At 69.6% G+C, this 11966-nt stretch carries 12 protein-coding genes; 7 read left to right on the forward strand and 5 right to left on the reverse strand.

Annotated features, from left to right (window positions below; translation table 11 throughout):
* Positions 1 to 44 precede the first annotated feature (44 nt).
* Both ACIGXX_RS05570 and ACIGXX_RS05575 read right to left on the reverse strand, forming a co-directional pair.
* On the reverse strand, positions 45 to 899 hold the full coding sequence (locus ACIGXX_RS05570) for an alpha/beta hydrolase (RefSeq protein ID WP_399973040.1): 855 nt from the start codon (positions 897 to 899) through the stop codon (positions 45 to 47).
* Positions 896 to 2107: an amidohydrolase family protein gene (locus tag ACIGXX_RS05575; RefSeq protein WP_351158375.1), complete on the reverse strand. Its 1212-nt coding sequence runs from the start codon at positions 2105 to 2107 to the stop codon at positions 896 to 898. Before ACIGXX_RS05575 ends, ACIGXX_RS05570 begins: the two co-directional genes overlap by 4 nt.
* Positions 2108 to 2207: 100 nt before the next feature.
* Between ACIGXX_RS05575 and ACIGXX_RS05580 the strand changes: the two genes are divergently transcribed.
* Together ACIGXX_RS05580 and ACIGXX_RS05585 are read left to right on the forward strand one after the other, a co-directional pair.
* Positions 2208 to 2780, forward strand: a complete 573-nt coding sequence (locus tag ACIGXX_RS05580) for a TetR/AcrR family transcriptional regulator (RefSeq protein ID WP_351158377.1) — start codon at positions 2208 to 2210, stop codon at positions 2778 to 2780.
* A 184-nt stretch (positions 2781 to 2964) separates the two neighbouring features.
* Positions 2965 to 4275 carry an NAD(P)/FAD-dependent oxidoreductase gene (locus ACIGXX_RS05585; RefSeq protein ID WP_399973045.1) on the forward strand — a complete coding sequence of 437 codons (1311 nt, stop codon included), beginning with the start codon at positions 2965 to 2967 and terminating at the stop codon, positions 4273 to 4275.
* Between the two features lie 164 nt (positions 4276 to 4439).
* Here the strand turns inward: ACIGXX_RS05585 and ACIGXX_RS05590 are convergent, their stop codons facing one another.
* The gene (locus ACIGXX_RS05590) at positions 4440 to 5696 is read right to left on the reverse strand and encodes a helix-turn-helix domain-containing protein (RefSeq protein WP_351158381.1); all 1257 of its coding nucleotides are present in this window, start codon (positions 5694 to 5696) and stop codon (positions 4440 to 4442) included.
* Positions 5697 to 5799: 103 nt separating this feature from the next.
* Complete coding sequence (locus tag ACIGXX_RS05595) at positions 5800 to 6267, reverse strand: hypothetical protein (RefSeq protein WP_399973048.1); 468 nt, start codon at positions 6265 to 6267, stop codon at positions 5800 to 5802.
* A 102-nt stretch (positions 6268 to 6369) separates the two neighbouring features.
* Here ACIGXX_RS05595 and ACIGXX_RS05600 point away from each other — a divergent pair, with 102 nt between their 5' ends.
* From ACIGXX_RS05600 to sph, 5 genes are all read left to right on the forward strand, one after another.
* Positions 6370 to 6777: a VOC family protein gene (locus tag ACIGXX_RS05600; protein ID WP_351158385.1), complete on the forward strand. Its 408-nt coding sequence runs from the start codon at positions 6370 to 6372 to the stop codon at positions 6775 to 6777.
* Between the two features lie 143 nt (positions 6778 to 6920).
* Entirely contained in the window at positions 6921 to 8114 is a 1194-nt protein-coding gene (locus tag ACIGXX_RS05605; RefSeq protein WP_399973051.1) for a Cmx/CmrA family chloramphenicol efflux MFS transporter, read from the forward strand.
* A gap of 59 nt (positions 8115 to 8173) precedes the next feature.
* On the forward strand, positions 8174 to 8590 hold the full coding sequence (locus ACIGXX_RS05610) for a RidA family protein (protein ID WP_351158390.1): 417 nt from the start codon (positions 8174 to 8176) through the stop codon (positions 8588 to 8590).
* A 55-nt stretch (positions 8591 to 8645) separates the two neighbouring features.
* Positions 8646 to 9224 carry a TetR/AcrR family transcriptional regulator gene (locus tag ACIGXX_RS05615; RefSeq protein ID WP_399973054.1) on the forward strand — a complete coding sequence of 193 codons (579 nt, stop codon included), beginning with the start codon at positions 8646 to 8648 and terminating at the stop codon, positions 9222 to 9224.
* Positions 9225 to 9464: 240 nt separating this feature from the next.
* Positions 9465 to 10460 carry a sphingomyelin phosphodiesterase gene (gene sph / locus ACIGXX_RS05620; RefSeq protein WP_399973058.1) on the forward strand — a complete coding sequence of 332 codons (996 nt, stop codon included), beginning with the start codon at positions 9465 to 9467 and terminating at the stop codon, positions 10458 to 10460.
* Positions 10461 to 10529: 69 nt separating this feature from the next.
* On the opposite strand, the gene ACIGXX_RS05625 is transcribed toward sph, so the two are convergent.
* The gene (locus ACIGXX_RS05625; protein WP_361467914.1) at positions 10530 to 11894 is read right to left on the reverse strand and encodes an alkaline phosphatase PhoX; all 1365 of its coding nucleotides are present in this window, start codon (positions 11892 to 11894) and stop codon (positions 10530 to 10532) included.
* Between the last annotated feature and the right edge of the window lie 72 nt (positions 11895 to 11966).

The following is an 11966-nucleotide window of genomic DNA, read 5'->3' on the forward strand; positions in this document are numbered from 1 at the left end:
CCGCCCAGCACGGCGGCCAGGCAGTGCTGCCGCGGCGTCCAGGCCTACTGGGCGCGGCAGGTCCTGAGGTAGCTGAGGAACGATGCCTGCAGCCCGGTCACGTGGGTTTCGTGCATGAGTGCGCTGGTGACGGAGCCGTTGCGTGAGGTCAGGCGGTGAAGGAACGTGGCCGTGTTCTTCGCGAGACTCTGGTAGACCGCCATGTCTCCGAGGATCTCCCGGTCGTTGAAGGTCACGTGGAGCTTGGTGGCAGGCAGGGTGTCACCCATCGCGTGAAGACGGGCGAAGACCTGACTGTCCGCGTTGACGATGCCGGGGCTGCCCGCGCCGATGCTCTCGAAGAAGGTGCTCTTGGTGAGCCAGGCGTAGAGACTGAAGAGTCCGCCGTAGGAGTAGCCGAAGAGCCCGTGACCGCTCGGGGCTGTGCCGTAGTCGCGTTCGATCCGCGGGTGCAGGTCGTCGGTGAGGAAGTCCAGGAACATGTCCCCGCGGCTGTCGCTCAGTTCAGCGAGGTAGGCATCGGCTTGCCCGCGAGTCATCGTGCCGGTTTCGACCCCCGTCTCCACCGCATCGATGTACTCCTTCGCGATGGGTTCGCCGGGGGGCACGAGGTCGCGGTTGCGCAGCCGCTCCCACTGCTCCGCTTCCTCGCCTGCGTAGCCCACGCTGACCTGGACGTAGGGCTGGATCGACTGCATGGGGTCCAGTTGCGTGACGATGAGTGGGGCGGTCATGCCCACGGCCCAGTTGCCGTCGAGGACGTACACGACAGGCACTTGTGCCGCGGCGGGGTCGTAGCGCGGTGGCGTGGTGACCCAGATCCCGTAGTCGTGCCCACCGCCGGAGCGCATCTCGAAGTAGTCGGTGTGGGCGAGGCAGCCCTGCCACATGGTGCTCATCTGAGGTCCTTCATGATATGGCCGGCCTGGATCACGAGGACGGCGTTGGTGGGGTCGGAGAACAGTTCCGGGTCTTCGAGCGGGTTGCCGTTCCACAGCACGAGGTCTGCCTGCGCGCCGGGAGTGATGACCCCCACCTGGCCGGCCAGGCCGAGGATCTCGGCGTTGGTCCGGGTCGCCGCCACGAGCGCTTCCATCGGCGTCTCGAGGGCTGCGCGCAGGCTGAGTTCTCTGCCGCGAAGGCCCTGGGCCGGACCGATGAGGTCGGAACCCAGCCCGATCCGTACTCCTGCGTGCTTGGCGACGGCGAGCGCCTTCGTCATCTGCTCGCGTACGCCCTCGACTCGGTCGCGGGTCGACTCGGCGAGCCCGGCTTGGGCGGTGTCGTGCAGCAGTTGCTCGACGACAGCGAACGTGGGCACGAGGGCGACTTCGCGAGCGGCCATCAGGGCCGCTGTGGATTCGTCGAGGCTGGTGCCGTGCTCGACACAGCGCACCCCGGCCTCGACCGCATTGCGTATGCCCTCGTTGTTGTGGGCGTGAACGGTCACATAGGTGTTCCGTGCCGCGGCTTCCTGAACTGCGACAGCGATCTCTTCCACGGTGAACTGGGTGTCGGACAGTCGATCATGTGCGCCCACCACTCCGCCGGTGACGCAGAGCTTCAGGAAGGAGGCTCCGCGACGGAAGGCTTCGCGGACGTTGTGACGCAGCTCGTCCGCGTTGCCCGCCATCATGGAGAGGGCGCACAGGCCGGGGATGTGGTGGCTGCTCCACAGCTCGGTGGGTTCCCATTCGGCTCCGTAGTAGCCGTGCCCGCCGATCTGGCATTGAACCGGTCCGCACGACAGGGTGCGTGGCCCTCTGACCTTGCCTTTCGCGATCGCGGTGACGACACCGCCGTCGATCCCGCCGGTGTCGCGCACGGTGGTGAAGCCGGCGTCGAGCGTCGCGCCGGCCGTGGCGAAGATGTCCGCCGCGACCTCGGCGGCACTTATCTGAAACGAGAAGTGCGGCTGGATGGGGCTCGACAGGCCCAGATGGACGTGAGCGTCGATCAGGCCGGGCGTCATCGTCAGTCCCTCGGCGTCGAGACGCTCACCGTGCGCGCTGGAGGCGCCGAGCCGGGTGATGCGGCCGTTCTCGATGGTGATGTCGAGGTTGCTTGGGTCGCGCCCCGATCCGTCGATGACCGCCGCGCCGACCACATGAGCAGGTCCCATGGTCGATCCTCCGTCGTTGCGAGCCGGCTGCGACCATGTGCGAAGCAACACGGACCGCCGAAGTTTCTTTTCCAATGGATAAACCGTGGGAGTGATCCTGTCAACCTCGGAACGCAAGGGCAGCGCGCGCGAGCGACTCCTGGCACGGCTTCTCGACGCCTTCGGCGAGGCCCTTCCCCCGCCGGAGATGTCGCTCCGTGAGGTCGCCGCCCGGATCGAGACAAGCCACGCCCTGCTGCGATACCACTTCGGGTCGCTCTCGGGTGTCTTGGCCGCCATGCTCACGGCGCAGCGATCCCGGGACAACGAGGCACTCCTGGAGGCCGCGCAGCAGGGCACCTTCAACGATTTCGTCGCGGCGATCTGGCGCGCCTACACCCGCCCGGAGCAGCTGTCGCGTACCCGCGGCTTCTTCTACGTCGCCGGACTGGCCGCGTACGGCCCCGAGGACTTCCGTGAGTTCGTGGAGTCGATCGGCGACCTGACCGTGATGCTGTCCTCGCTCGCGGAACGCGAAGGGCTCGACGCGAAGGAAGCGCGGGATCTGGCCACCGTCACCATTGCCGCGATGCGCGGCCTCCTCCTGCAGGAAGTCCTGACCCCCGGAACCCGCTCGGAGGACGCGGTCACCTTGATCCTGCGCATGAGAGAGGGCTGATCCGTTCCACGGACATCGGCGCACAGGCGCGCGACAACTGTCGGATACGAGGACGGAAAGTGGCGACAACAGTCGCCGCAACAAGGTCTCTGACCTGCGTAATGTGCGGACGACGGGCGGAGCGGCGACCCTCCGCGCCGCCAGCGGAACTGTCTGGTCCGGCAACGAGAAGGCGGGTTGGAACATGGCTGAGAGCACAGACGTAGTCGTTGTCGGGGCCGGGGTGATCGGATCCTCCATCGCCCTCGAACTGGTGCGGAGCGGCCTGCGGGTCGTCGTGGTCGACAAGTTCGGCGGCGCGGGCAACGGCTCCACCAGCGCCTCGAGCGCCGTGGTCCGCTTCACCTACCCCACGATCGCGGGCGTCAGCGCTGCTTGGGAGTCCCGTCACTGCTGGGAAGCATGGCGCGACCATCTCCAGGCACCCGCCAGTGAACCCCTCGCGGCGTTCAACCGCTGCGGCGTCACCATGCTGGACGTGGACTTCGCGCCCCGCGGCATGTTCACGCGACACTTCGACAAGGTCGGAATCCCGTACGAGGAATGGGATGCACGAGAGCTGTCCCGGCGGTGGCCCGCCGTGGACACCGGCCGGTACTTCCCGCCCCGCCCCGTGGACGACGACGAGTTCTTCGCCGACGCGCCCGCTCGGCTCGGTGCTCTCCACACACCCGACGGCGGCTACATCGACGACCCGCAACTCGCCGCGCACAACCTTGCTACGGCGGCCCAGCGACACGGAGCCGCCTTCCGGTGGAAGACTCCCGTCGCTGCGGTGACGCGGCGCGGGGGACGCGTGCGCGGGGTGCGCCTCCACGATGGAACCGAACTGTCCGCCGGGGTGGTCGTCAACGCGGCCGGCCCATGGTCGGGACAGCTCAACCGGCTCGCCGGAGTGGGCGGCGACTTCACCGTCGGTCTGCGGCCGCTGCGCCAGGAGGTACACCACGTAGCGGCGCCCGCCGGCTACCACGAGGCCGCCGGGGACCGGCACGCACCGGTGCTGGCCGATATGGACCTCGGCACGTACATACGGCCCGATGGCAGGGAGTTCCTGCTCGTCGGCGGCACGGAACCCGAGTGCGACCCGCTGGAATGGCTCGACGATCCGGACGACGGGAGTCCCACTCCGACCGTGTGGCGGTTCAGGACGCAGGTGACGCGGGCGGCTCGCCGACTGCCCGGCCTGCGCGTTCCCAACAAGCCTCGAGGTGTTGCAGGCGTATACGACGTGACCGACGACTGGACCCCCGTGTACGACCGAACCGAGCTTGCCGGCTTCTACGTGGCCATAGGCACCAGTGGCAATCAGTTCAAGAACGCCCCTCTGGTGGGCCGCCTCATGACCACCCTGATCCACGGTGTCGAAGGCGGGCACGACCACGACCGGAGTGCGCTCACGCACACCTGCGAGCACACCGGCCGGACCATCGACCTGGGTGCGTTCTCACGCCGACGCAGGCCGGCCCCGTCCACGGGCACCGTCCTCGGCTGACGCCAGTTGCTGAGCCGGGGTTCCCCGGCGAAGAGGATGGCCCGTACCCGGCGGTCGACCACCTGTGCGGCGTCAGCGAGAAGGCACACCCGGCCGAACACCGGGTCGGCCGACCTGGTGCCGGGTATCCGGTCAACGTTGCGTTGCCCGGCTGCGGCCCGTGCTCAGAACACCACGTCCGGCGCATTCGTCGATGCCGGAAGGCGGGGGTGCAACTCTGCCGTCTTCAGGCCGAGATGCGCGGCCAGTCGGTCGTCGCCGACGTCCAGTCGCAGTCCGGTGAGCTGCTCGACGCGATGCAGCCGTTTGTAGAGGGTGGAGCGGTGGACATGTAGGGCGGTGGCGGCATGCCGGGCATCGCCGGCGTGATCGAGATAGACCCGCAGGGTTTCCACCAGCCCACGGTGCGCGGGGTTCGAAAGCAGGGGGCGCAGCCCCGGGTGGATGCCCTGGGCAAGCTGGTCGGGGGTGAGCTTGCCCAAGAGCGCGTACACCCCCAGCTGTCCATGAGCCACTACGTGACCCAGGGTGCCCGTGATGCGGGCGACCTCGGCAGCGCAGCGGGCTTCCTCGTAGGAAGAGCGGGCCTCGGTCAGACGGGGGCGAGGCCCGCCTATGCCCACCCAGCACAGGCCGGCCAGTCCCAGGCCGAGTTCCGTGACCAGCATTTCGCGCAGAACCTCGGCAAGCTCGGCGGCATTGCGCTCGACGACCTGGGAACGCGCCCCAGGCCAGATCGTCAGCAGAAGCGCGTGATCCGGACGCGTCAGGGCCAATCCGCGCGAGGGAGGGAGCCGCCGTCGACAGCGGTCGACTGCGAGCTCCAGGGCCAGACGGCGGTCTTCGGCCAGGGGCTCGCCCTCTTCGCCCCCCACCATGGCCACCAGGACGGCGACCGGGCCGGCCACGGCGTGTTCCTCCTCGACGAGCGCGACACCCGCCTCCGTCCGGAGCGCCTGGTCCGGGGCGATCAGGTCGCGGACCAGCTCCCTGGCATGGCTGCGAGCCGCTTCGAGGCCAAGGTGGCCGCGGTGCAGGATGAGGGCGGCTTGCGCGGCCGCCTCGCGCAGCAACTCGACGGCCCGGTCGCCGACAGGGCCATCGGAGCCGATCAGCCATACGAAGCCGAGCAGCACGTCGTCGTGGCGGATCGGCATACCGACCCGTTCCATCGTGATGCCGATCCGGGGGCACGGCGGAAGAGTGAAAACATCGAAAGCCTGGGCAGCGCCCTGCTCGCAGACGTGCGCGACCAGCGCGGTCGACACACCGCGGTGCATGACCGATTCGATCCGGGCGTCGTCCACGTCGCCACTGTGCGCGTTGTACGCGAGCAGCTTGAGTCGCGCGTCGTCGACGGCGATCGAGCGGCAAAGGCGGGCACCGAACGCGTCGACAAGCCGCTGCAGCTCCGAAACCATCTCGGCACTGTATCTGGGGACATGAACTGTCCACAGATCGATAGCCTGGCCGCGCCCAGCGCCCAGCGCCCAGCGGCCCGCGCCTCGAAGGCGCACATCGAGGTCAGGGAGTCCAGCCGCCGGGTGCGGCCGGTGTCACCGGTGCCAGGGGTATCGCCTCGGTGAACCGCTGCCGCAGCAGTTCGTACTCCTCATGACGGCGCGGCAGCCGACCCGGCGGTCGCTCCACGGAGCGCGGTTCCGTGATCCGCTGGTCCAGCAGGAACTGCTCGCGCGTCAGGTCGAGTTCGACCCCGCTCGCCAGGCGGTTCCACCAGTGGAAGCCCTGCTGCTCGCCGTCGGCCGACCACACCTCACCGACCAGCAACACGCCGCCGAACAAGTCGTGCACGACGAGCGCGGTGATGTCGCAGTGCCCCCACGCCGGGTTGTCGGGGGTCCACGGGGTGCGGGCGGCGTCGTCGGGCGAGCAGGTGTCGGCGGACCACGCGGCGCGCAGTGCCGCGTCGACGCCGGTCGGGGTCAGTGGTCTCGCACTGGTCAGGGGCAGCGGATTCATGACGATCAGCATGGCACCCACCACTGACAACGCCCGCGGCACGACTACCGCTTGACGCCCCGCGGCAGCACAATCCCCGTGATCACGCACCGCCACGGACGAAGGGCTCCCCGCATGCGCTCGACCCTCTTCAACGTCGCCTTCGACTGCGCCGACGCGTACGAACTGGCGCGGTTCTGGAGCAAGGTGGTGGGCCACCCGCTCAACGCCGACGACCTCCCGGGCGAATCGACCGCGGCCATCGCCCTGCCCACCGGACTCCACCTCTTCTTCGCCGAGGTCTCCGAGCCGAAGACCCAGAAGAACCGCGTCCACCTCTGCCTCCAGCCCGAGACTCCCCGGGACGAAGAGGTGGAACGCCTCCTGGCGGTGGGCGCGACCGTGGCGGCGGACCGCCGGAACCCCGACGGCACCGGCTGGGTGGTCTTCACCGACCCCGAGGGCAACGAGTTCTGCGTGCTGCGCAGCGCGGCCGAGCGCGCGGCGGGCGAAGCGGCCGGCTGCGACCGGGCGGCTCCCTGACCGCGTCCTGACCGCGACCCCTGGCCCTGGTGCCCGATCGATCACCACGTTTTGAAGCGATCGATTCAGAATGTGCTAGCGTCCTGCTCGTCAGTTTTGGAGCGAGTGCTCCAAAAGAGCGGTCGCGATCAGGAGGGGCGTCAATGCCGCCTGCGGTGTACATAGTTGGGCTCGGCATCTTCACCCAAGGGACCTCGGAGTTCATGCTCTCCGGCCTCCTGCCGGGCATGGCCGCCGACCTCGGCGTCTCGATCCCGGACGCGGGGCTGCTGATCTCGGCCTTCGCGATCGGCATGGTCGTGGGCGCGCCGCTGCTCGCGGTGGCCACCCTCAGCTGGCCCCGGCGCACCGCCCTCGTCAGCCTCCAGGCGGCCTTCGTCGTCGCCCACGTGATCGGTGCGCTCGCGCCCGGCTACGGGGTCCTCTTCGTCACGCGCGTGGTCAGCGCCCTCGCGTACGCGGGGTACTGGGGCGTGGCCGTGGCCACCGCGGTCGCCCTCGTGCCGCCCGCGGCCAAGGGGAAGGCGGTCGCGATCGTGGCGGGCGGCCTGACGCTGGCCACGGTCGTCGGCGTGCCCGCCGGCACCCTCCTGAGCCAGTACTCCAGCTGGCGCGCCGCGTTCTGGGCGGTGGCCGCGGCCACCGTGGTGAGCCTCGTGTGCACGCTGCTGGTCGTCCCCGGCGGCCGGGCCGAAGCCGGGCGTACGTCGGTCAAGGCCGAGCTGCGCGGCATGGCGCGGCCCCAGCTCTGGCTCTCGTACGCCGTCACGGCCTTCGCCTTCGGCGCGGTCATCGTCACCTTCAGCTATCTCGCGCCCCTGCTGACCGAGGTGAGCGGAGTGTCCGAGGGGTGGGTGCCCGCGGTCCTCGCCCTGTTCGGCGTCGGCGGGATGGTGGGCCTGGTCATCGGCGGCCGGACCGCCGAGGCGAGCCCGCTGCGGACCCTCGGTCTGGGGCTCGGCGCGCTCGCCGTGTTCTCCGCGCTGCTCGCGCTGACGGCGCGCTCCACCGTCGTCGTGATCGTGCTCGTCTTCCTGCTCGGGCTCGTCGGGTACGTGACCAACCCCGCCCTCCAGTCACGGGTGTTCACCCTCGCCCCGGCCGCCCCGACGCTGGTCGGCGCCACCAACACGGCCGCGTTCAACGTCGGCAACACCCTGGCCCCGCTCCTCGGCGGCATGACCATCGACGCCGGTCTCGGCTACGCCTCCGTCGCCTGGGTCGGCGCGGCGCTCGCCGCCGCCGGAGCGGTGGCCGTGCTCTGGGCGGCGCGACTCCAGCGGGCGGGACGGGACGCCGTGCCCCGGCCCCGGGGACGTACACGCGTGACCGCATGACCACGAAGGCCGTCGCACGCCACACGCCACCGACCCGACCGAGAGAAATGAGACACGCCATGTCACAGACCCCCGCAGTCAGCCCGTCGGGAGCCCGCACCCGCGTCACCGCCGACCCCGACTGGTACGCCTCCGCCGGGATCTCGCTCGGCATCCGCGTCGGAGACCTCGTCTTCGCCTCGGGGCAGGCCCCGGTCGACGAGCGCGGTCACACGGTGGGCGCCGGGGACTTCGAGGCCCAGGCGCGCCGGGCGCTGGCCAATCTCGCCACCGTCCTGACGAACGCCGGGTCCGGTCCGGACAAGGCCGTGAAGCTCACGGTCTTCGTCACCGACATCGCCCACCAGGACGTCTTCGCCGCTCTCCGCGCGGAGTTCTACGTACCGCCCTTCCCGGCGGAGTCGTTCGTCCAGGTCGCCGCGCTCGCCGATCCCGAGTGGCTGATCGAGATCGAGGGCATCGGCGCGCTCGCGTAGCCACGGCGTTCCGGATGTTTTGTACGTGTGTTCCAAAACCCGTACTGTGGGGGTCATGGCCAGGCCACGAGAGTTCGACGAGGACCGCGTCATCACCGCGGCCATGGAGACGTTCTGGCGTCACGGCTACGAGGGCACGTCGACGCGCGCGCTGTGCGAGAGCACCGGACTCGGGCCCTCCAGCCTCTACAACACCTTCGGCGGCAAGCGGCAGCTCTATCTGCGCGCCCTGCGGCGTTACTACGAGACCAGCACCGCCGAGCAGGTCGAGATCCTGCGGGGCGAAGGACCCGCGAAACAGCGGCTGCGGGACATGATGGTGCACGCCGTGGACGCCGACCTCGACGAGGCGGACGGGCGCGGCTGCTTCGCGATCAACGCGGCCGTCGAGATCGCCGGGCTCGACCCGGAGGTCAAGGAAGCCGTCCGGCGCAGTTTCGACCGGGTGGAGGAGGAGCTGCGCACGGTCGTGGCGGCCGGCGCGCGCACGGGCGAACTCCGTCCCACCACCGACGCGGTGGCCGTCGCGCGCCGGGTGCAGAGCACCTACTACGGCCTGCGCATCCTCGCCCGCGTCCAGGACGACCGGCAGGTACTGCTCGACACGGTGGAGAGCACGCTCGCCGACCTCTGAGCGGCCCGCCGCGCCCCGCGCCACTCCGGTCACGTGGGCTCACCGGGTCCTGGCGGGTCGCACAAAATCGTCGTGCACCTGCGGCGGGATCTTTGTTCACACGAAGTATCCCCAGAAGTAATCACGGCTGATTGGATATGCGGCGCCACATCAGTCACATCACGTGCACGTTCACGACGTCGTGCATGACGACGTGCACGACGACCCTCGCACAACCCCCCACCCACAACAGGAGATTCAGTGCCGCACCCAGCGCTGCGCAGGACTCAGGCCGTCGCGATCACCACGGCGCTCGCAGCGGCCACGCTCGCCGCCGTCGCCCCGTCCGCGACCGCCGTCGACGCACCTGCCGCCTCTGTCGACACTCCCGCACTCAAGGTGCTCTCGTACAACGCGTTTCTCTTCAGCAAGACCCTGTACCCGAACTGGGGCCAGGACCACCGCGCCAAGGCGATACCGGCCGCGGGCTTCTTCCAGGGCAAGGACGTGGTCGTCCTCCAGGAGGCCTTCGACAACTCCTCGTCCGACGCCCTGAAGGCCAACGCCGCGGGCGGATACCCGCACCAGACCCCCGTCATGGGCCGCAGCAAGAACGGCTGGGACGCCACCGGCGGCGCGTACTCCTCGGTGACGCCGGAGGACGGCGGGGTGACCGTCCTGAGCAAGTGGCCGATCCTGCGCAAGGAGCAGTACGTCTACAAGGACGCCTGCGGCTCCGACGCGTACTCCAACAAGGGTTTCGTCTATGCCCAGTTGAACGTCAACGGCACGAAGGTGCACGTCGTCGGCACCCACGCCCAGTCCACCGACCCGGGCTGCGGCTCCGGCGAGGCGGCCGCGACCCGCGCCCTGCAGTTCAAGGAGATGGACGCCTTCCTGGACGCCAAGAACATCCCGGCGGGTGAACAGGTCGTCGTGGCAGGCGACTTCAACGTCGACTCGCACAGCGACGAGTACGCCTCGATGCTCGCCGACGGCGGCTTCGCCCCCGCCGACGGCCGCAGCGGCCACCCGTACTCCTTCGACACCCAGGACAACTCCATCGCCGCCGAGCGCTACCCGGACGACCCGCGCGAGGACCTGGACTACGTCCTGCACCGCAAGGGCCACGCCCGCCCCGCCGCCTGGCACAACGAGGTGGTCAAGGAGCAGAGCGCGCCCTGGACGGTCTCCAGCTGGGGCAAGCAGTACACCTACACCAACCTGTCCGACCACTATCCGGTGATCGGTTCCTAGAGTTGATCGGTTCCTAGGCCCTGGAGCCCTGCGCGGGGTGCGCGGCGGTCCGCCGCGCACCCCGTCCGGTCAGGTCCTGTGCCAGGGTCCTGTCACGGCGAACGTGGTGCCGGGGTTGTAGCAGTTGACGTACATCGTGTCGTGGTCCGGCGAGAACGAGACGCCCGCGAACTCGCCCCACTCGGGCTCTTCGGGGGTGCCGATGTTCTGCCGGCCGCGGGCCATCGCGTAGACCTCGCCGCGGCGGGTCAGGCCGTACACGTGCTGCGCGCCCCCGCCGTCCTCGGCCACCATCAGGCCGCCGCTGGGCGCGAGGCAGATGTTGTCGGGGGACTCGCCGGGCAGCTGGATGTCGGTGCTCGGGCCGAAGACGATCACGAGGGTGAGGCGGCGCTCGGAGGGGTCGTAGCGCCAGATCTGGCCGAAGTGGTCGGCCGCGGACCCTTCCGCGCTGTGCGCGAACGACGACACGAAGTAGACGGACTTCCCGCCCCAGTAGCAGCCCTCCAGCTTCTGCGCGTGGGTGATGCCCTTGGGGCCGAAGTCCTGCAGGCGGATGGGGGTCTGGGCGGCGAGCGGGTCCGGTACGTCGACCCATTCGACGCCTTCGAAGCACGCCCCCGTCTCCTGGATCGCGGACAGGTCGGGCACACCCGGCACCCGCATGGCCTGGAGCTTGCCGCCCGCGCGGAGCGAACCGAGGCCGCCCTCGGGCTTCTTGGGCAGGAAGCGGTAGAAGAGGCCGAAGGGCTTGAGGAAGGCGTCCTCGGTCTCGTACACCACGCCCCGCCGGGGGTCGACGGCGATCGCCTCGTGCTGGAAGCGGCCCATCGCGGTGAGCGGCACGGCTCCGGTGCGGTGCGGGTCGACGGGGTCGACCTCGAAGATGAAGCCGTGGTCCTTGGTGTAGCCGTTCGTCCCGGCCTTGTCCTCGGTCTCCTCACAGGTCAGCCAGGTGCCCCAAGGGGTCGGGCCGCCCGCGCAGTTGACCGCGGTCCCGGCGATCGCGACGCGCTCGCTCAGGACGTTGTTGTGCCGGTCGAGCGCGAGCGCCGTACAGCCGCCCTTGCCCATCGGGTCGTAGGTGAGTCCCTTGACCGTGGGCACGGGGGCTCTGCCGTTGTGGCGGTTCTCGTGGTTGCGGACGAGGTGGACGCCGCCGCGCTTGCCGCGGAACGCGTCCATGCCGTCGAAGTTGCTCGGCACCTTGCCCTCGCCGGACGGCAGATCGGCGCCCTCCCGCGAGAGCACCTTGTAGCGGAAACCTTTCGGCAGATCGAGCAGACCGGCGGGGTCGGGCACCAGCGGCCCGTACCCTGCCTTGCCCTGCGCGGCGGCGCTTCCCGCGAAGAGCTCCGAGAGAGCGCCGGTGAAGGCGATACCCGCACCCACCGCACCGGTACGAGCTAGTACTTGACGTCGTGTCGTGGACATAAAGGCCGACCTCCTGCTGGCGGACAGGAACATGACCGGATGTGTGTACCACGCGCCTAGGCGTGCGGGAAC

This window comes from Streptomyces sp. NPDC055243 (assembly GCF_044544025.1).
GTDB lineage: Bacteria > Actinomycetota > Actinomycetes > Streptomycetales > Streptomycetaceae > Streptomyces.